Genomic DNA, 19,794 nt, shown 5'->3' on the forward strand with positions numbered 1-19,794 from the left:
GCTCGTACACGTGGCAAACGGTGTCACACTTACCTCTCGTATGCGACTTCCGCCTCACATCCTCGTGGTCAACGGCATCAAGGTCCGCCGGCCGGTCTTCTTGATCGGAGCGCCGCATTCCGGTACGGACCTGCTGGCCCGCGCCCTGAAACGATCCCCCGGCTTCCATGTGACCATGGGCCGCGCGAGTGTGGCGCACGTGGTGTACGCCTTCGCCCGCAAGCCGTCCATCGGCCAGACCTCCGGCGCCGTGCGGGTCATGCGCGACGCGCTCGCCGAGTCGTGGCAGGTGCTGGCCCGATCGTGCGGCCAGTGCGCCGAGTCGTGCCGCGAGGCGGGCGGCGTCACAGGGACCGGTCCCTGTGTCTCGGCCGGCGACATCACCAGGTTCGGCGACGGCAGCCCCGACCTGCTCTACAGCGCACACGTGCTGCTCCAGGCGTTCCCCGACGCGCGGTTCGTGCAGCTCATCCGCGACGGCAGGGACGTGGTGGCCGGCATGCTCGACGACCCCGCGTGCCTGGCCTGGTTCAAGCCGGTCATGCTGACGGAGCAGACCGAGTTTCCCAACCCGTTCCTCGGCGTCAACAAGGACGAGCACCTGGAGCGCTGGAAGGGCATGCCGGCGGCGGGCAAGAGCGCCCTGCGCTGGCGCAGCGCCGTGCGCATGAGCGCCGAGCTGCGCAGGACGCTGCCCGAGGAGCAGCTCCTGACGCTGCGCTACGAGGACCTGGTGCTCAAGCCGGCGCCGTCGGTCGCCATGCTCGCGGAGTTCCTGGAGACGCGGGTGTCCAAGGTCGTCCTATACGACACCGGTGTCCCCAGGGTCGGTGCCTGGCGCGCCAAGCTCCGGGGACCCGATCTGGAGCTGGTGGAGAAGGTGGCCAGGGAGGAGCTCAAGCGCCTGGGCTACGTCAACTCTCGGCCCTGAGGGCCGAGCTTGCAGCTCCTAGCCGTCGACGGCTTCGACGTTTCAGGCCGCGTCGTCGGCAGCGTGACTCACTGCCCAGCCCGCCGCACCGCGCGAAGCGATGTTGCAGGCCGCGTTGACGTCGGCGTGCTCAGCGAAGCCGCACGACGTACAGCAGAAGCTTTCCTGATCAAGACGGTTGCGCTTGTCCACCTGCCCGCAGGCCGAACACCTTTGCGAGGTGAAGGCTGGGTCGACGAAGACCACAGCGACCCCGGCCCGGGCCGCCTTGTAGGCGATGAAGCTTCCGAGCTGGCGGAAACTCCAGGAGCACAGCATGACCCGCTGGGGCTTTCGGAGCCGTACCCGGTCGCAGATCCCACTCAGATCTTCGAGCGCGATGCCTTGTCCGGTGCGTTCTGCCTCGGTCACGATGCGCTTGGCGATGGTGTGGTTGACGTCGGCGGCCAGTCGCGCTTCCTTGCGGCGGCGGCGCTTGAGTAACCGCTTGGCACTCTTGGTGGCCTTCTGCTGCAGGCGGCGGCGCAGCTCGCGGTTGCGATGGCGGGTCGCGTTCAGGCGCTTGCCGCTGTGCCGCGTCCCGTCGGAGGTGGTGGCGATGTTGGCAATCCCCAGATCCACGCCAAGAAACCCGCGCGGCTCGGCGACCGGCCGATCACCGATGTCGCACGTCGCGTACAGGAACCACATGCCATCCCGGTAGACCAAATCGGACTCACCCCGGCGATGGGTCCGCACCAGCGCGAGCTGGGCGGACGAGCCCGTGAAGGCCACGTTCTTTACTCTGCCGCTGATGGTCCAGATCGACACAGTCCGAGCGCCGTGATCCCACGACAGGCAGCGGTCGTCGTAGGGTTGCGCCGCCCTTAGCCGGAACCTGATCGGCTTGTTCTCGATCTTTTCCCGCCGCGGTGAGCGCGCCGGGCCGTAGTTGCCCGCCCGTAGATTGGCCGAGCGCGTGGCGTAGGCATCGGCGACTTTCTTGATCACGTGCTGGGCGGCTTGGGCGCCGAGTCCGCGTTCCTTGAGCAGGCCGTAGGCGAGCTTGCGCAGCGGGTACTCGCGCTGTGCCCCCGTGGTGAACGCCGTGGTTGCGACTAGGCTCGCCGCCGCATTACACGCCTGCAGGGTCGCTTCCAGCGCCGCCCCCTGCTCGGGCGTGGGCAGAAGCCTCACCTGCACCACTAGTTTCACAATCGCACTCGTTACCCTATGTTCTTGGATGGCTGCATTGAGTGGCAACCCCATGCATCCAGGCAAGACCGCCAGCATCGGGTGTCAAGACACAGTTCTCGCGCATGGCGTACAACAGCTCCGATTTCGCGGTGAGCTGACCGGGGAATCGCCGTACGCGTACGTGGTGCTGATTCCGGGGAGGAGGAATCCCCGTGGCGATGATGGGAGGGGGCTTCGGCCCCAACGTTATGGCGTCCCTGCGGCGCGACGGCTCGGTGACCAAGCAGCGGCTGCGGCCCGGCACCGTGCGGCGCATCGCGCGTTACGCCAAGCCGTACAGGACGCACATTGCCGCGTTCCTGGTGCTCGTGGTGGCGGGTGCGGTCATCGTGATCGCCAACCCGCTGCTGATGAAGGCGATCATCGACGACGGCATCCTGGCCAGGCGGCCGGGCGTCGTGGTCGGGCTGGCGGTGACGATCGGCGCGCTGGCGCTGGTGGACGCCGGGCTGATGCTGGTGCAGCGGTGGTTCTCGGCGCGCATCGGCGAAGGGTTGATCTACGACCTGCGCACCGAGGTGTTCGACCACGTGCAGCGCATGCCGGTGGCGTTCTTCATGCGGGCCCAGACCGGCGCGCTGGTCAGCAGGCTCAACACCGACGTGATCGGCGCGCAGCGGGCGCTGACGAGCACGCTGTCGTCGGTGGTCTCCAACGTGGTCAGCCTGGTCCTGGTGCTGGGCGCGATGCTGGCGCTGTCGTGGCAGGTGACGCTGGTCGCGATGGTGCTGCTGCCGATCTTCATCGTGCCCGCCAAGTTCGTGGGGCGGCGCATGTCGGCGCTGACCCGCGAGCAGATGCAGCTCGACGCCGAGATGAGCTCCGTGACCACCGAGCGGTTCAACGTGGCGGGCGCCATGGTGGCCAAGCTCTACGGCCGCCCGGAGGACGACGCGGAGGTGTTCGGCCGCAGGGCGGCCCGGGTGCGCGACGTGGGCGTGACGGTCGGCATGTACGGCACCGTCTTCAGGGTCGCGCTCGGGCTCGTGGCCGCGCTGGCCACCGCCCTGGTGTACGGCATCGGCGGCGTGCTGTCCGTGTCCGGCGTCTTCGAGCTGGGCACGCTGGTGGCCCTGGCCGCCCTCCTGATGCGCCTGTACGGCCCCCTCACGTCCCTGTCGAACGTGCACGTCGACGTGATGACCGCGCTCGTGAGCTTCGACCGCGTCTTCGAGATCCTCGACCTCAAGCCCATGGTGGCCGAGCGGCCCGGCGCCGAGCCGATCCCCGGCGGGCCCGTGACGATCGAGTTCGACGACGTGCGCTTCCGCTACCCGGCCGCCGAGGAGGTCTCGCTGGCCTCGCTGGAGTCGGTCGCCAGGCAGGACAGCGGCCCGTCGTACCCCGTGCTCAAGGGCATCTCGTTCACCGCCGCGCCGGGCCGGCTGGTGGCCCTGGTCGGTCACTCGGGCGCGGGCAAGACGACCATCACGTCACTGGTGTCCCGCCTGTACGACGTCAACGAGGGCGCGGTGCGCATCAACGGGCTCGACGTGCGCGACGCCACCCTCGACTCCCTGCGCGACACCGTCGGAGTGGTCATGCAGGACGCTCATCTCTTCCATGACACGATCGGGGCCAACCTCCGCTATGCCAGGCCGGAAGCGAGCGACGAGGAGATCTGGGAGGCTCTCAGGGCCGCGCAGATCGGCGATCTCGTGGAGGGCCTGCCCGAGCAGCTCGACACGGTCGTGGGCGACCGCGGCTACCGGCTGTCGGGCGGCGAGAAGCAGCGCCTCGCGCTGGCCCGGCTGCTGCTCAAGGCGCCGCGCGTGGTCGTGCTCGACGAGGCCACCGCCCACCTCGACTCGGAGTCCGAGGCGGCCGTGCAGGTGGCGCTGAAGACCGCGCTGGAGGGCCGCACCTCGCTGGTGATCGCGCACCGGCTCTCGACGATCAGGGAGGCCGACGAGATCCTGGTGATCCACGAGGGCCGCATCGCCGAGCGGGGCCGCCACGAGGAGCTGCTGGAGCGCGGCGGGCTCTACTCCGAGCTCTACCGCACCCAGTTCAGCGCCAGTTAGGGAGACCAATAAGCGTTCCGCGTTGTGGAATCGCCTTCCTCCACAAGGCCGGTGCTGGGCGGCCGTGCGCCTCTCGCCCCCGAAGGACGGCGGTGGCGAGCGGTCGGCCGATGGGTCAGGGGAAGAGGGCCCTGATGCGGGCCGCCTGTTCGAGCCGCTCCGCCGCACACTGCTCCTCCAGGGAGCGGCCCTGCGCCCCCTGGAGGAGTCGCTTCGTCGCGATCGCCGCGTCCCGGTTTACGGCCAGCAGCTCCGCGACCTTGTCTCGTACGGCTTGATCCAGGTCGCCCCCGGCGACCACTTTCTCCGCGAGGCCGATGCGCATGGCCTCGTCCGCGTGCACGGTCCTGGCGGTCAGGCAGATGTCGATCGCCTTGGCCAGGCCCACCAGCTCGACCAGGGGCTTGGTCCCCGTCAGGTCGGGCACCAGACCCAGTGCGGGCTCTTTCATGCAGAAGGAAACATCATCGGCCACGATCCGCAGGTCACAGGAGAGCGCGAGCTGGAACCCCGCACCGATCGCGTACCCCTGCACTGCGGCGATGGAAACGATCTCCGGGCGGCGCAGCCACAGGAACCCCGCCTGTGCCTGGCTTATACGCTGCTCGAAGGTTGCGTCGTCGCTCTTGGCCGCCGAGCTGAACGAGCCCTGTCCGGGCACCCCCTCAGTTGTGAACATTCGCAGGTCGATCCCTGCCGAGAAGGACGGTCCCTCACCTTTCACGACGACTACGCGCACCTGCTCGGGCAGGCTCTCGCCGATCCGAGCCAGCGCCGACCATGTCGCGAACGTCTGCGCGTTCCGCTTTTCCGGCCGGTCCAGCGTGATCGTCGCTATCTCACCGTCCACCTCGAAGCGAACTCCGTGCTCCGCCGTAACGGAGACCTCGTCCGCATTCCCCCCGCGCTGTCGCGCCTGCGCTTCCGCCATCGCCCGCTCCCTCCAGTCCTGGTCGCGCAAGGAGTGCGCGCCCAGTGTGCTGACCGTCGCGCCCGAGCTTACAGAATATGATTCTGGCCCGGGCGCGACGGTATGGCTGACTAGGGACGGGCGGCTGCGGTCGCACGTTCCGAGGCGGCCGTCAGCGCTTGGACTTGCCTCGGGTCGCCCCGCCGCGCCCGCGCAGAGTCACGCCGGACTCGCTCAGGATGCGGTGGATGAACCCGTAAGACCGACCGGTCGAAGCGGCCAGGGCGCGGATGCTCTCACCCGCGGCGTAGCGCTTCTTGAGATCGCCGGCCAGTTTTTCCCGGTCGGCCCCGGTGACCCGGGTGCCCTTCTTCAGTGTCTCGGCCACGAGTACCTCCTGTAGTGCCGGACTTCCGCAGCGTTACTCCGCCATGATCAGTCATTTCAGCGGGATCGGCTACCTACTCCACGGGAAAAGATCCGTACCCACTCAAATTAAGATCAGGCAAGTGCCACAAGATCGGAAAATTCGTCGCTCCATGCGTCTTCAGTTCCGTCCGGTAGCAAGATCACCCTATCCGGTGACAGGGCGTCAACGGCACCCTCGTCATGTGTGACTAGGACGATTGCTCCTGAATAGGACCTCAGCGCATTGAGAACCTGCTCGCGGCTGACCGGATCGAGGTTGTTCGTGGGCTCGTCGAGAAGGAGGACATTGGCGCTCGACAGCACCAGGATCGCCAGCGCCAGCCGGGTCTTCTCGCCTCCGGACAGCACCCCCGCGGGCTTGTCGACGTCGTCGCCCGTGAACAGGAACGAGCCGAGCACCTTGCGCAACTCGGTGTCGGTGAACTGGCCCCCGGCCGACCGCATGTTCTCCAGCAGAGTGCGGCCGGCGTCGAGGGTCTCGTGCTCCTGGGCGTAGTAGCCGATCTTGAGGCCGTGGCCGGGCCGGATCTCGCCCGCGTCGGGGTCCTCGATCCCGCCGAGCATGCGCAGCAGCGTGGTCTTGCCGGCGCCGTTCAGGCCGAGGATGACGACCCTGTGACCTCGGTCGATGGCCACGCTGACGTCGGTGAAGACCTCCAGCGAGCCGTACGACTTGGACAGCCCCTCGGCCGTGAGCGGGGTGCGCCCGCACGGCTGCGGCTCGGGGAAGCGCAACCGCGCCACTTTGTCGCTTTTGCGCTCTTCCTCGGTGCCCGACAGCAACCGGTGCGCACGCCGCATCATGTCCTGCGCGGCCTTGGCCTTGGTGGCCTTGGCGCGCATCTTGTCGGCCTGCGCGAGCAGCGCACCTGCTTGTTTCTCGGCGTTGGCGCGCTCGCGCTTCCTGCGCTTCTCGTCGGTCTCGCGCTGGGCGAGGTACGCCTTCCAGCCGACGTTGTAGTGATCGATCACCGAGCGGTTGGCGTCCAGGTGCAGGACCTTGTTGACCGTCGCTTCAAGAAGACCGACGTCGTGACTGATGATCACCAAGCCGCCTTGATGCGAACGCAAAAAATCACGAAGCCACCCGATTGAGTCGGCATCTAGGTGGTTTGTCGGCTCGTCGAGAAGGAGAGTTTCCGCCCCGCTGAAAAGAATTCGTGCCAATTCCACGCGTCTGCGCTGACCGCCGGAAAGCGTTTGCAACGGCTGTGAGAGCACGCGATCGGGCAGCCCGAGGCTGGAGGCGATGGACGCGGCCTCCGACTCGGCCGCGTATCCGCCCAGCACGTGCATCTGGTCCTCGAGCCTGCCGTACTTCCTGACGGCCTTCTCGCGGGTGCGGTCGTCGGCGGAGGACATCCCGAGCTCGGCCTCGCGCAGCTTGCGCAGGACCTCGTCGAGACCCCGCGCCGACAGGATGCGGTCGCGGGCGAGCACCTCCAGGTCGCCGGTGCGCGGGTCCTGGGGGAGGTAGCCGACGCTGCCGCTGGTGGTGACGGTGCCGGCGGCGGGCAGGCCCTCGCCCGCCAGCACCTTGGTGAGGGTCGTCTTACCCGCGCCGTTGCGCCCGACGAGCCCGATCTTGTCGCCCGGGTTGACCCGGAACGAGGCTTTTTCAATAAGCAGCCGCGCGCCCGCGCGCAGCTCTATGTCACTGGCGATGATCATGTTGGCGGAACACTCCCGAGCTAGGAAACGGAGGATTGGGCGTGCGACGCCAGATCAATCGGGAGTATGCATACGGATCAGTGTAGGCTGTTCGGCCGCACGCGTCGGCAGCTTGGCCCGCGCCAGGGGCACGGCGCCTGATCGCGAAGGCTTCGTCCCGCGCTCATCTCGCGTACGCCCTGCCGTCCCCGTCGTGCCAGATCTTGTCGCGTGTGAATACGAAGAGATGGCTCGCGGTTCTGGCGGCGGCAGCGGTGACGGTGACGGCCGCGCCCGAGGCGGCGCTCGCCGACGGGCGGCGCGCGTTCGACCTCCAGGCGCACCGGGGCGGGCTCGGGCTCGTGGTGGAGAGCACCCTGCCCGCGTTCGCCAACGCGCTGGAGCTCGGCGTCAGCACGCTGGAGCTCGACGTGCAGATCACCGAGGACGGCCAGGCGGTCGTCACGCACGACAGGCGGATCAGCGACAGGAAGTGCCGCGACACGGCGCCCGCCGTGCCCGGGGACCCCGAGTTCCCGTACGTCGGCAAGTACATCAACACGCTCACCCTGCGGCAGGTGAGGACCATGGACTGCGGGTCGCGGACGCTGGCCGAGTTCCCGGGGCAGCGGGCGGTGCCAGGGGCGCCCATGGCGACGCTGCGCGAGGTGTTCGACCTGGTGCGCGGCTACCGGGCGTGGGGCGTGAAGCTCAACGTCGAGACCAAGGTGGAGGCCGGGGCGCCGAGCGAGACGGCCCCCAGGGAGCAGTTCGTGCAGGTGACGCTGCGGGAGATCCGGCGTGCCGGGATGCTGCGGCAGGTCACCGTCCAGAGCTTCGACTGGGGCGCCCTGATGCGGGTGCGGGAGCTGGAGCCGCGGCTGCCGCTCGTCGCGCTCACCAACCGCGACTTCCTGCAGACCGGGCAGCCGGGCGCCTCGCCCTGGCTGGGCGGCATCGACATCGACGACTTCGGCGGCGACCCGCTCAAGGCGGTCAGGTCGTTCGGGGCGGACGCGTTCTCGCCGGTGCACGGGTTCCCGCAGAACGGCAAGGTGACCGACCCCGGCTACCAGGCGTACGTCACCAAGGACATGGTCGACCAGGCCCACGCCCTCGGCCTCAAGGTGATCCCGTGGACGATCGACGACGGGCCGACGCTGAACAAGCTCATCGACGACGGCGTGGACGGCATCATCACCGACTACCCCGACCGGCTGCGGCAGATCATGGCCGAGCGCGGGTTCAAGCTGCCCAAGCGTTACCGGCTCCACCGGCAGTAGGCCTGAGAGCAAGGCCCGCCCGGACCCCCGTGGAGCGCCGCCGGGGGCCCGGGCGGAATCTCAGGCCGACAGCGGGTTGACGTGCCGGTGGTGCACCCCGATGACGGGGATCTCGTGCAGGCTGCCGGAGTACAGGAACTGCGTCATGCCGATGAGCAGCCGCCGCACGTCGTCCTGCGGCCGCACGACCAGGCGGATGAACTGGCTCGTCGTGCCCAGCTTGTTGCCGCACTCGCGTACGTACACGCCGTGCTCGGAGAGCAGGTGGTCGCGCAGTCCCACCCCGTCGTACCCGGGCGGCAGCTTGATCAGCAGGAAGTTGCCCTGCGAGGCGAACACCGACAGCCCCGGCATGGTGCTGAGCTGCTGGAACATGGCCCGCCTGTCCTGGCCCACCATCCTGAGGCTGTTCTGGTACTCGCCCATGAACTGCCGCATCATGAACACGATGACCTCGGCGAACGAGTTGAGGTTCCACTTGGGCAGCGCGTCGCGCACCCGCCCGGCCAGCGCCGGGTTGGCGACCATGTAGCCGAACCGGATGCCGTGCAGGCCGAAGTTCTTGCCCAGGCTCCGCAGGACGATCACGTTCGGCCGGACCGCCGCCTCCGCCGCCAGCCCCGCGCCCGGCTCGCAGTCCACGAAGTCGCCGAACGACTCGTCCACGATCACCAGGTCGAGGTCGATGAGCTCGTCGAGCAGCTGCAGGACGTCGTGCTTGGGCAGGTAGCCGCCGTCGGGGTTGTTCGGGTTGCAGATCACCGCCACCCGGGAGCCGCGCATGCGGATGAACGAGACGTAGTCCTGCACGTCGAGGGTGAAGTTGCGGCTCTCCAACAGCGGGTACATGTCCACCCGCTTGCCCGTCTCCAGCGGCTGGTCGGTCCAGCGCCCGAAGGTCGGGATGGGCACCGCGAGGCTCTCGCGCACCAGCAGGTGGTCGATCCAGGTGATCAGCTCGGTCGACCCGTTGCCCATGGCGACCGTCTTCGGGTGGAGGCCGAGCGTGGCGCAGAGCTCCGCGGTGATCGTGCCCGCGTCGCTCGGATAGAACTTGAGAATCGTCTCCAGGTTCCTCCCGAGATGCTCGAAGATCTCAGGGGTCGGGAAATATGGATTGCACGGGATGCAGAAGTCAACCGGCGCGCGCTCTCCTGACGAGGCGCGCATCAACGAGAAGTACGACGGGCTGTGAGCCTGTGCCCGCAAGAGGCTGAGCTCCACGACACCTCCATGGACATGTCCGATGTGTGTAGGTACGCGTGGGTGGAGCGACCGGTTCATGATGGTTGCGCGAGGAGCTCCCGGCGGGTCAGGACTCGGTCCGGCGCAGCGTGAGGATCGCGATGTCGTCGCGCGGAGCGGTCCTGGTGAACGCGCGCAGGTCTTCGCCGAGCGCCTGGGCGAGCCGTTCGGGAGGGTCGGGGGCCCAGCCCTCCAGGCGCTCCTCCAGCGGGTAGAAGGCGCCGCGGGGGTCGCGGGCCTCGGTGACGCCGTCGGTGCACAGCACCAGCGCCGCGCCGGGCGGGAACGCGAACCGCGCGCCCCTGCGCGGTGCGGGGGCGAGCGTGCCCAGGCCGAGCGGTACGGACGGCTCCCCGAGGTTCACCTGCCGCGCGTCGCCGCGGTGGAGCATGTACGGGGCGATGTGCCCGCAGTTGACCGCCTCGACGTCCAGCCGCCGGCCGATGTCCAGCACCAGGGCGGTGACCAGGCGCTCGGGCTCCCCGGTGGTGGCGGCGAAGGTGTTCTGCCTGACGACGGCGTTCTCCATCGCCTCGACGACCCCGGCCAGCGTCTCCTCCCGGTAGGCCGCCTCCCTGAACGAGCCCAGCACGGCCAGCGCGGTCCCGATGGCGGGCAGGCCCTTGCCCTGCACGTCGGCGATGAGCACCCGGGTGCCGTGGTGGGAGACGGCGACCTCGTACATGTCGCCGCCCACCATCGTGTCCTCCTCCACCGGCTGGTAGAGGCCGTCGATGACGACGTCGGCGGTGCGCAGCGGCAGCGGGCGCACGATCAGCTGCTGGAGGGCGGCCGCCGCCGAGCGCAGCCGGTGCACCTCCTCCTCGCGCCGCACCCGGTAGGCGCAGCCGAGCACGCTCAAGGCGCCGAACACGGCCGTGAACCCGGCGGCCAGCAGGTTGTCGTCCAGCTCGCCGCCCAGATACGTGGTGACCCCCGCCGCCGCCAGGACCACCCACACCGACGCGACGGCCGTCTGCCGCACGGTGCCCAGCCCGGCCACGATCGCCGGGAGGAAGATCAGCAGCGGGAACAGCCGCACCGCCGTGCCCGTGAAGATGTCGAGCGCGGCCACCATCGCGGTGATGACGACGAGCCCGGCGACGAACACCGGTGTCGAGAGATACGGCCCTTCGCGCCGCCCGCCAGCCGTCACGAGTCTTTCATCCCCCGTCGCGGAACGGCGTAACGGTGATTTTCTCGAACGTCCGGAAGAAAGCATGAAATGAGCGCCCGAATTCGGGCCGTCGTGCCTGGATCGGGCCCCTGTACAGGGAAGATAAGGGGATACAAGCCAGAAGTAAACGACTCTGCACCTTATGGCGGGATTTGCCGGTGTCGGCGGTGACTGCATTATGGCCTGCTTATTGATTTCTCATCGATGGCGTCATTGACAAGCAAAGATGATCTTGTAAGCATTTTGAGTTAAGGCGTGCCGGGTGCAGTTCCGCGCGAGAAGGGGTGGCCGTGTGAGCGAGCAGGACTGGACGTTGCTGCCGGCCGTGACCGTCCGGAGCGCGGGCTTCCCCTGGGAGCTCGTCCGATCCCTGGCCTACCCGCGGGCCGCGGCGGCCGCCGCCGAGGTCGTACGGCTGGAGCGGCGGGCGCTCGACCTGCTCGCCGAGGCCCCGGCCCACCGCACCCCGGCCGAGGACCCCCGCCCGGTCCGCAGCGCCGCAGGCGGGGACGCCCGTCCCGCACGCGGGACGGGCGGCGGGCGGCTGCCGCGTGGCCTGCGCAGCCGCCTGCGCGACCTGCGCCCGCTCCCGGGCGACACGCCCGCGCCCGCCGGCTGGCTCGCCGCCTGGAACGAGGTGACCGGGTCGCTGGAGGACGCCCGGCTCGCCCTGGCGGGCACGACGGCCGCCGACGCGGCGCTCGCCCGCGCGGCCGTGGCAGGGATCGCGGCCGACGAACGCTTCCTCGACGCCCTCGTGGGCCGCGCGCCCGGCCTCTACCGCGATCTGCGGCGCGGCATCGCCAAGGGCGGCCGGCTGCGGCGCCTGGTCGGCTCGGTCCTGCAGGGGCTCTGCGCCACGTGCTGCTTCGGGCCGCTCGACCACGGCCGCGTCGAGCCCTCGGTGGCCGGCGGCCACACGTGGTCGGGTTACCTGACGCGCCCGCGGCGGGTCGCGTACCCGGCCGACTGGGTGGGCGAGTCGCTCCAGCAGCGCGTCCTGGCCGATTCCGGGCTCGTGGCGGGGCTGGTGCCGCGCCGCCGGACGTGGACGGGCACGGTGCCGGACGCCGTGCCGGACGCGGCGCCGTTCGTGGCGCTGTGCGACGGGAGCCGGACGCTGGCCGAGATCGCCGCCGAGTCGGGGACGGAGCCGGAGCAGGCCGCCGCGGCCCTGGCGGTGGCGGTGCGCCGCGGGCTGCTCACCCACGACCTCTGTCCGCCGGCCACGGTCGCCGACCCGCTGTCCTGGCTCCGCGAACGCCTCCCCGCCGAAACCCCCCACCCGGACGCCTGCGGCCCCGGCGGCGACCTGCCGGTGGGGCGGCGCGTACGGGAGATCACCGAGCTGCTCGCGCAGTATCCCGCCGCCTCTCCCGACGTGAAGCTGGCCCTCCAGCGGCGGATCGAGACGCTGGCCGGCAGCGGGCGGGCGCACGAGGACCGGCCCGGCGACAACGGCGTCGTCGTGCACGAGGCGGCCGCCGGCACGCTCCGGGTGACCGTCGGCGAAGGGCTGGCGGCCGACCTGGAAGGCCGCGTGCCCCAGGTGCTCGACCTGCTCGCCGCCGACGCCGAGCTGACCAGGCAGCGCACCAACCGGCTGCTCGCCGGCCGGCTCGGCGCGGGCACGTTCGGGTTGGCCGAGGTGCTGGGGGCGAGCGATGACCTGGAGATCCGCTACGGCGACCGCCTCGCCGAGCGGATCGCCGCGATCGTGCGGGCCGCGCCGCCCGGCGCCGCCACCGTCGACCTCGCGGGCCTGCTGGACGACCCCGATCCGCCGGCCGCGCCCGTGCTCTGCTCGGCCGACGTCATGGTGGCCGCGCCGTCGCTGGAGGCGTACGAGCCGGGGCTGACCCCGCTGGTCCTCGGCGACCTCCACGACGTCGCGCTGCTGACGCCGTGGGCCCTGCAGTTCCACCCCGACGGCGCCGGGCTCGTCGCCGAGCGGGACGCGGCGATCGTGCGGGCGCTCGGCGGCCACACCGCCCTCAACGTCATCTCGCGCCGCGCCGCCGGCCGGCCGCCGCTGGAGTTCCCCGGGCCGGTGCTGGAGCTGGGCGGGGTGACGGCCGACGGCGGGCGGCGCCGGATCGGGCTCGACGAGCTGTACGTGCACAGCGACGGGCGCCGCGCCGTCCTGCGGGCCAAGGGGGTGGACGGGCCGCTGCTGCTGCACAACGGCGAGCACGACGACACCGCGCTGCACACGGCGCTCGCCCTGCCCAGAGTGCGGCGGCCGGACCTGCGCCACCTCTCCAGGGTGCCCCGGCTGACCTGGGACAACGTGGTCATCTCGCGGCGCGCGTGGCGCGTGGGCCGGGCGTCGTTCGAGACGCTCGGGCAGGCGGTCGGGGATCGCGAGCTGCTGGTCGCGATGGCTCGGCTGCGGGAGACGCACGAGCTGCCCGTGACGTTCTTCGCCGCGTCGCCCCGCGACCGCAGGCCGATCCACGTGGACACCCGCTCGCCCGCGCTCGTCGAAGGGCTGGGCCGGCTGGCGGCCACGGCCGAGCGTCTCACGCTGACCGAGACGCTGCCGGGGCCGGAGGAGTGCTGGCTGCGCGACGGCGGGCTCCGGTTCGCCGCCGAGCTCCGCTGCGTCTACCTGCGCCCGGCCGGCGGCCGCCCGGCGCCCCGGCCGAAACCGGAGGCGGCCGACACCTGCGCTCCCGCGCCGACGACGCGCTCGCGGGCGGTCGCCCGCTATCCGGGTCCGGCGGACGTGCGCGCGGATTCGTGCTCGCGGGCGGCCGACCCGATGGTCCCGCGCGCGCGGGCGGCGCATCCGTACCCGTGGCAGGGGGAGTGCCGCTGATGGAGACCCCCAACCCCTGTGGCGCGTCGGCCAGGGGGAGGACACGGACGCCGGGCCCGTCGAGGGGCACGGTTGCGGGACGCCTCGGACACCCGGCCGGGGAAGCAAGTGCGCTGGGTGACCGGGGCGTGCCGCCCGCGGGCCGGGGGTTGAGGGGGAGCGGGTAAATCGGTTGCCCGGCCCGCGCCGGGCTGCTGTACTCCCTGGAGCGAGCCCATCGGATCAAGGAGGTCGGCGATGAGGACGACGTTCATGTCCCGCCAGAGCAATGAGACCTCCTATCCAAAGGGCATGACGTTTGTTGTCGAGATCATTCGACCAAGGGAATCCACCGCATAGCACCTCCGTCCTGCGCCTGCTGCGCCCAGGACCCCGCCAGAGCGCCGCGCTCGTCGCGGCGATCGCCGCCGCCACCGCGCTCCCGCTCGCGGCGCCGCAGATCACCCGCCGCTTGGTGGACGACGCGATCGGCGGCGCGAGCATCAGGCACCTGACCCTGATCGCCGCCGGCTACCTGGCGCTCGCCGTCGCCGGGCAGGCCGCCCGGCTGGTCACCGCGTGGCTGGCCGGCCGCCTGGCCTGGGACGGCACCAACCGCCTGCGCGAGCGCCTCGCCCGGCACGCGCTCGGTCTCGACCTGGCCTTCCACGGCCGGCACACGCCCGGCGAGATGATCGAACGCGTGGACGGCGACGTCGTGGCCGTGGCCGACTTCGTCGTCGCGTTCCTCATGGACGTCGTGGCCAGCGTGCTGCTCCTGGCAGGGGTGGTCGTCATCGTGCTCGGCGTCGACTGGCGCATCGGCTGCGCGCTGCTGGCCTACTGCCTGCTCATCGGGTGGGGGATGGCCCGCGCCCAGCGGCTGGCCGTGCCGGCCGCCGCCCGGACCCGCGCGGCGAGCGCGCGGCTGTTCGGCATGCTGGAGGAGCGGCTGGCAGGAGCCGAGGACCTTCGCGCCAACGGCGCCGGCGAGCACACCGTACGCCGCTTCCACCAGGTCAGCGCCGCCCTCTACCGCGCCGAGGTCAAGGACGCCCGCATCGGGACCACGCTGCTGGCGGGCACGTCGGTGGCGTTCGCCGCGGGGACCGCGATCATGCTCGGGCTCGCCGCCTGGGCGCTGCGGTCGGGGACGCTCACGGTCGGCACTGCCGTGCTGATCTTCCAGTACACGCTGATGGTGCGGGCGCCGTTCGAGCGGCTCATCGACCAGATCAGGCAGTACCAGGCGGCGCTGGCCGGCCTGGCCCGCATCGCGGACCTGCTGGCCGAGCGGCGCACCCTGCCCGATGGCACCCGCCCCCTGCCCCCGACCGGTCCGCTCGGCCTGCGCCTGGACGGCGTCGGCTTCGCCTACCCCGGCGATGACGAGCAGGTGCTGTCGGGCGTCACCCTCACGCTGGCCCCCGGCGAGACGCTGGGCCTCGTGGGGCGCACCGGCAGCGGCAAGACCACGCTCGCCCGCCTGGCGCTGCGCCTGTACGACCCGACCGAGGGCGCCGTACGGGTCGGCGGGCTGGACCTGCGCGAGGCGGACCAGGCGTCCCTGCGAACGCGGATCGGCGTGGTCACGCAGGACGTGCAGCTCTTCGCGGCGAGCCTGCGCGACAACCTCACGCTCTTCCGGCCCTCACCGGGGGACGGGCGGCTGCGGGAGGTCCTCCACGGCGTCGGGCTGGGCGACTGGCTGGCCGGACTGCCCGGCGGGCTCGACACCGAGCTGCGCGCGGTGTCGGCGGGGGAGGCACAGCTCATCGCGTTCGCCCGCGCGTTCCTCGCCGACCCCGGCCTCGTCGTGCTCGACGAGGCCTCCAGCAGGCTCGACCCCGCCACCGAACGCCGCATCGAGCAGAGCATCGACCGCCTGCTCGACGGCCGGACCGGCGTGATCATCGCGCACCGCCTGTCCTCGCTGTCGCGCGTGGACAAGATCGCCGTGCTCGACCACGGCAAGATCGTCGAGTACGGCCGCCGCGCCGACCTCGCCGCCGACCCCGGCAGCAGGTTCGGGCGCCTGCTCGACCTGGCGGGGGTGAGCCGGTGAAACCGGTCATGCTGGTGGCCACCAGGCTGGCCACGTTCGACTTCCGCCGCTATCTCATCGGCGCGCTGCTCTGGCTGCCCGTCCACGTGATCCCGCTGGCGAGCGGGCTCGTCCTGCAGCGGATCTTCGACGGGCTCGGCGGCGACCCGGGCTGGGCGCTGTGGTTGTGCGCGGCGTTCGTGGGCGTGGAGGTCGCCCGGGGCCTGATGATCGTCATCGCGTGGACGTACGGCGTCTACTGGTGGGCCGCGGCGGCCACCCTGCTGCGCGCCAACACCCTGCGCTCCGTCCTGACCGCCCGCGGCCCCGCCGCGGCGCGGCTGCCGCACTCGGCCGGCGAGTCCGTCGCCCGCCTGCGGGACGACGTGGCCGACGCGGTCGACTTCACCGACGAGAGCGTCAGCCTGGCCGGGACGACGCTCTTCGCCGCCGCGGCGCTGGCGATCATGGCGTCCGTCGACCCGGTCATCACGCTGGCGCTGGTGCTGCCGATGATCGCGATCGGCGTGCTGAGCAGGCTCATGCGGCAGACCATCGAGCGGCTGCACCAGCGGGCCAGGACGCTCGGCGCGGCCGTCACGGCGTACGTGGGCGAGCTCTTCGGCGGCGTGCTCGCGATCAAGGCCGCGGGAGCCGAGGCGGCGGCACTGGAGCGGCTGCGCGAGCACAACCGGCGGCGGCGCGCGGCCGCCGTCAAGGACCGCCTGGCCACCGACCTGCTGGACGCCACGACCGGCGCGACCGTCGAGCTCAGCATCGGGCTCGTCCTGCTCCTGGCCGCCCCCGCCATGCGCGGCGGCGAGTTCACGGTGGGTGACCTCGCGCTGTTCACCAGCTACATCGGCTGGCTGACGGCCCTGCCCCGGTCGATCGGGACCATCCTCTACCGCCTGCCGCAGGCCGCGGTCGCCACCGACCGGCTCACCCGGCTGATGGCGCCGCACGAGAGCGCCGACGACCTGTCGCGCGGCGCCGACGTCTGGCTGCGCCGCGACCCGCCGGCCGTTCCGGCCGTGCCCCCGCACCCGGGCCCGCTGCGGGTGCTGGAGGCCCGCGGGCTGAGCGCGGGCGGGGTGCGGGGGATCGACCTGCGGGTCGAGCGCGGCTCGTTCACGGTCGTGACGGGCGCGGTCGGCTCGGGCAAGACCACCCTGGTACGCGCCCTGCTCGGCCTGCTGCCGCTGGACGAGGGCACGATCTCGTGGAACGGCGTGCCCGTCGACGACCCGGGCACGTTCCTCGTCCCCGGCCGGGCGGCGTACGCGAGCCAGGTCCCGAGGCTGTTCTCCGAGACCCTGCGCGAGAACCTGCTCCTCGGCCGGCCCGCGACCGACGCCGAGATCGGGCGGGCGCTGGAACTGGCCGCGTTCGCGCCGGACCTGGCCGCGATGCCCGACGGGCTCGACACGGTGGTCGGGCCGCGCGGGGTGCGGCTGTCCGGCGGGCAGGTGCAGCGGGCCACCGCCGCCCGCGCCCTCGTACGCGACCCGGACCTGCTGGTCGTGGACGACCTGTCGTCCGCGCTCGACGTCGAGACCGAGCGGCTCCTGTGGGAGCGGATCGCCGGCCACGGCACCCTGCTGGTCGTCTCCCACCGGCAGGCCGCGCTCGAACGCGCCGACCAGATCGTGGTCCTCGACCGCGGCCGGGTCGCGGGGCGCGGGCGGCTCGGCGAGCTCCTGAAGAGCTGCCCGGAGATGCGGCGGCTGTGGAGCGCCGAGCGGATCGCCGAGGCCGAGGAACGCACGGGCGACTGACCGGGTGACATCCGTCTCCTGGTTCAGGGCCGGGGGACGGGCGGTCGCGGAGATCGGGCACCATGGATGTCGTGACAGTGACACGACTGGCCGAGCTGGTCGCCGGGGGAGGCGTGGCGGTGCTCAGCGGAGCGGGCCTGTCGACCGAGTCCGGCATCCCCGACTACCGAGGACCGACCGGCCGGGCCCGGCGCGCGGAGCCGATGACGTACCAGCGCTTCACCGGCAGCGCGCAGGCGCGGCAACGATACTGGGCGCGCAGCCACGTCGGCTGGCGGCAGATCGGCCAGGCCCGGCCCAACGCCGGCCACCGGGCCGTGGCCGAGCTGGAGCGGCGCGAGCTGCTCGCCGGCATCGTCACCCAGAACGTCGACGGCCTGCACCAGGCCGCCGGGGCGCGGCGGGTGATCGAGCTGCACGGCGGGCTCGACCGGGTCGTGTGCCTGTCGTGCCGCGAGCGCACGCCCCGCGCCGAGCTGGAGCGGCGGCTGCGGGCCGCCAATCCCGGCTGGGAGGCCGCCGGCGCCCGGATCAACCCCGACGGCGACGCCGTGCTCACCGACGCGCAGGTGGCGGGGTTCCAGGTGGTCGACTGCGCGGCGTGCGGCGGGATGCTCAAGCCCGACGTGGTGTTCTTCGGTGAGAACGTCCCCCGGCCGCGCGTGGACGAGTGCTTCGCCCTGGTGGCGGGCGCGCGGCTGCTGCTGGTGCTGGGGTCGTCGTTGACGGTCAGGTCGGGGCTGCGGTTCGTCACCAAGGCAGCCTCGCTCGGCATCCCCATCGCCATCGTCAACCAGGGGGCGACCGGCGGCGACGCCGACGCCTCGCTCACCCTGGACGCCCCGCTCGGCCCCACGCTGACCGAGCTCACGGCGCGGCTGCCGGTCCCGGCACAATAGGGGTCATGCCTCGTACATGTCCGTGCGGCCTGCCCGCCTCCTACCAGGACTGCTGCGGCAGGTTCCACCGGGGCGAGGCGGCGGCCGCCACCGCCGAGCAGCTCATGCGGTCCCGATACAGCGCGTTCGGCGTGGGCGACGCCGCCTACCTGCTGCGCACCTGGCACCCGTCCGCGCGCCCCGCCCGGCTCGACCTGGACAGGAAGACGCGCTGGGTGCGGCTGGAGGTGCTGGAGACGACCGGCGGCAGCGTCGTCCACACCGAGGGCACGGTACGCTTCCGCGCCCACTACGTCGAGCGCGGCAATCCGGGGGAGCTGGAGGAGAACAGCAGGTTCGTCCGTTTCGAGGGCCGCTGGGTCTACGCCGGCGCGCTGTGACCCCTCACCGGGGCTTGCGCGCGACGTCGCTCTCACACAGCGACGGCGTGGCCTCCTTGCTGCGGACGGGTTCAGCATGGGGTGAATACGGGGACCAGATAGCGCACTGTGCGGCCCATACGCGTGGTCACGCGCACATCATGCACCGATAGCCGTCCCCGTGTCGGCAGCGCCGCCGGGGGGCATTTCAGCACTGTTGCGAGCGGCCAGGGCGCAAAGGCCAGGGCGAAGACACCGGGATGCGGATGGGTGCCCAGGCGGCACCGTAGCGCGTCGGCATCGGCATTGATGACCGCGATCATAAGGACTGCCTGGGGAATGCGGGTCTGCCATCCGGCCACGCCGATCACCGCGTCGGCCCGGGGACTCAGATGTCCGTCGTTGCGCGGGTTGCGCGCGGGCATCACCTCCCCTCGACCGGCAGGGGGTATCACCTTCTGGCCTATGCGGAAGACCGCACGGCCGATCGTGACCAGACGAGGGGATGCTTACGAAGCCTCCCGGTACGGACGCCAGACGCGGTTCCAGAGGCGACGGCCGATCCGCAGGCGTAGGCCGGTGCCGTCGCAGCGGGGGCAGAAGCGCCCAACCCCCACAGCCCCGCCTGGCTGCCCTCGGGCAGCCCACCGCCGTAGAGGGCGAGGCACCCGATCACCTGCGGCGGGACATCGCTTCGCCTGTCACTCTGATAGAGGGAGCGCCGGTGACTGCTTCATCGGAGTTCGCCCATCAGCAGGGCGTTCCATTGCGCGGCGGCGACAGCAGCACGCCAAGGATAGCTATCCTCGATCATCTGAACTCCCCGCTCGTCGATTTGGGTCCGGCGGATGAACTGCAGGCCAGCGGCTTGGCGCAATTCGTAGAAGATCCCTTCGCAGTCGCACGTCCAAAGCAGGACACGGCCCTTGGGCGCCCATCGGTCCGGTGTCGTCCACTTCAACTGCTGGCATTGTGATGTTGGGGGTTTGACGTGCGGGCTGAAACACTGGCGCGGTCTGTCGTTTCGGC

At 71.3% G+C, this 19,794-nt stretch carries 16 protein-coding genes; 8 read left to right on the forward strand and 8 right to left on the reverse strand.

Annotated features, from left to right (window positions below; translation table 11 throughout):
• Positions 1 to 40: 40 nt before the first annotated feature.
• On the forward strand, positions 41 to 931 hold the full coding sequence (locus ACIBI9_RS25525; RefSeq protein WP_397224929.1) for a sulfotransferase family protein: 891 nt from the start codon (positions 41 to 43) through the stop codon (positions 929 to 931).
• 42 nt (positions 932 to 973) lie between these two features.
• Here the strand turns inward: ACIBI9_RS25525 and ACIBI9_RS25530 are convergent, their stop codons facing one another.
• Entirely contained in the window at positions 974 to 2,125 is a 1,152-nt protein-coding gene (locus ACIBI9_RS25530) for an RNA-guided endonuclease InsQ/TnpB family protein (RefSeq protein ID WP_397224931.1), read from the reverse strand.
• 194 nt (positions 2,126 to 2,319) lie between these two features.
• Here ACIBI9_RS25530 and ACIBI9_RS25535 point away from each other — a divergent pair, with 194 nt between their 5' ends.
• Positions 2,320 to 4,191, forward strand: coding sequence for an ABC transporter ATP-binding protein (locus tag ACIBI9_RS25535; protein ID WP_397224932.1), 1,872 nt, complete (start codon positions 2,320 to 2,322; stop codon positions 4,189 to 4,191).
• A gap of 115 nt (positions 4,192 to 4,306) precedes the next feature.
• Here the strand turns inward: ACIBI9_RS25535 and ACIBI9_RS25540 are convergent, their stop codons facing one another.
• From ACIBI9_RS25540 to ACIBI9_RS25550, 3 genes are all read right to left on the reverse strand, one after another.
• A complete protein-coding gene (locus tag ACIBI9_RS25540; RefSeq protein WP_397224934.1) occupies positions 4,307 to 5,122 on the reverse strand; it encodes an enoyl-CoA hydratase/isomerase family protein in 816 nt (271 codons plus the stop codon).
• A 151-nt stretch (positions 5,123 to 5,273) separates the two neighbouring features.
• Positions 5,274 to 5,489 carry a helix-turn-helix domain-containing protein gene (locus ACIBI9_RS25545; protein ID WP_020547488.1) on the reverse strand — a complete coding sequence of 72 codons (216 nt, stop codon included), beginning with the start codon at positions 5,487 to 5,489 and terminating at the stop codon, positions 5,274 to 5,276.
• Positions 5,490 to 5,602: 113 nt separating this feature from the next.
• Positions 5,603 to 7,201, reverse strand: coding sequence for an ABC-F family ATP-binding cassette domain-containing protein (locus tag ACIBI9_RS25550; RefSeq protein WP_397224936.1), 1,599 nt, complete (start codon positions 7,199 to 7,201; stop codon positions 5,603 to 5,605).
• 212 nt (positions 7,202 to 7,413) lie between these two features.
• Between ACIBI9_RS25550 and ACIBI9_RS25555 the strand changes: the two genes are divergently transcribed.
• Positions 7,414 to 8,463, forward strand: coding sequence for a glycerophosphodiester phosphodiesterase family protein (locus tag ACIBI9_RS25555; RefSeq protein ID WP_397224938.1), 1,050 nt, complete (start codon positions 7,414 to 7,416; stop codon positions 8,461 to 8,463).
• A gap of 60 nt (positions 8,464 to 8,523) precedes the next feature.
• On the opposite strand, the gene ACIBI9_RS25560 is transcribed toward ACIBI9_RS25555, so the two are convergent.
• Both ACIBI9_RS25560 and ACIBI9_RS25565 read right to left on the reverse strand, forming a co-directional pair.
• Entirely contained in the window at positions 8,524 to 9,687 is a 1,164-nt protein-coding gene (locus ACIBI9_RS25560; protein ID WP_397224940.1) for a pyridoxal phosphate-dependent aminotransferase, read from the reverse strand.
• 88 nt (positions 9,688 to 9,775) lie between these two features.
• Entirely contained in the window at positions 9,776 to 10,864 is a 1,089-nt protein-coding gene (locus ACIBI9_RS25565; protein WP_397224942.1) for a PP2C family protein-serine/threonine phosphatase, read from the reverse strand.
• 313 nt (positions 10,865 to 11,177) lie between these two features.
• On the opposite strand from ACIBI9_RS25565, the gene ACIBI9_RS25570 reads away from it, so the two are divergent.
• The 5 genes from ACIBI9_RS25570 (at position 11,178) to ACIBI9_RS25590 (ending at position 18,786) form a co-directional block, all read left to right on the forward strand.
• Positions 11,178 to 13,706 carry a hypothetical protein gene (locus ACIBI9_RS25570; protein WP_397224944.1) on the forward strand — a complete coding sequence of 843 codons (2,529 nt, stop codon included), beginning with the start codon at positions 11,178 to 11,180 and terminating at the stop codon, positions 13,704 to 13,706.
• A gap of 298 nt (positions 13,707 to 14,004) precedes the next feature.
• Complete coding sequence (locus ACIBI9_RS25575; protein WP_397224946.1) at positions 14,005 to 15,750, forward strand: ABC transporter ATP-binding protein; 1,746 nt, start codon at positions 14,005 to 14,007, stop codon at positions 15,748 to 15,750.
• Positions 15,747 to 17,507, forward strand: a complete 1,761-nt coding sequence (locus tag ACIBI9_RS25580; protein WP_397224948.1) for an ATP-binding cassette domain-containing protein — start codon at positions 15,747 to 15,749, stop codon at positions 17,505 to 17,507. Before ACIBI9_RS25575 ends, ACIBI9_RS25580 begins: the two co-directional genes overlap by 4 nt.
• Positions 17,508 to 17,569: 62 nt before the next feature.
• The gene (locus ACIBI9_RS25585) at positions 17,570 to 18,406 is read left to right on the forward strand and encodes an NAD-dependent protein deacetylase (RefSeq protein WP_397224950.1); all 837 of its coding nucleotides are present in this window, start codon (positions 17,570 to 17,572) and stop codon (positions 18,404 to 18,406) included.
• A 5-nt stretch (positions 18,407 to 18,411) separates the two neighbouring features.
• On the forward strand, positions 18,412 to 18,786 hold the full coding sequence (locus ACIBI9_RS25590; RefSeq protein ID WP_397224952.1) for a YchJ family protein: 375 nt from the start codon (positions 18,412 to 18,414) through the stop codon (positions 18,784 to 18,786).
• 71 nt (positions 18,787 to 18,857) lie between these two features.
• Here the strand turns inward: ACIBI9_RS25590 and ACIBI9_RS25595 are convergent, their stop codons facing one another.
• Complete coding sequence (locus ACIBI9_RS25595) at positions 18,858 to 19,190, reverse strand: hypothetical protein (RefSeq protein WP_397224954.1); 333 nt, start codon at positions 19,188 to 19,190, stop codon at positions 18,858 to 18,860.
• 308 nt (positions 19,191 to 19,498) lie between these two features.
• Positions 19,499 to 19,726, reverse strand: a complete 228-nt coding sequence (locus ACIBI9_RS25600; protein ID WP_397224956.1) for a hypothetical protein — start codon at positions 19,724 to 19,726, stop codon at positions 19,499 to 19,501.
• Between the last annotated feature and the right edge of the window lie 68 nt (positions 19,727 to 19,794).

The organism is Nonomuraea sp. NPDC050451 (assembly GCF_044458585.1).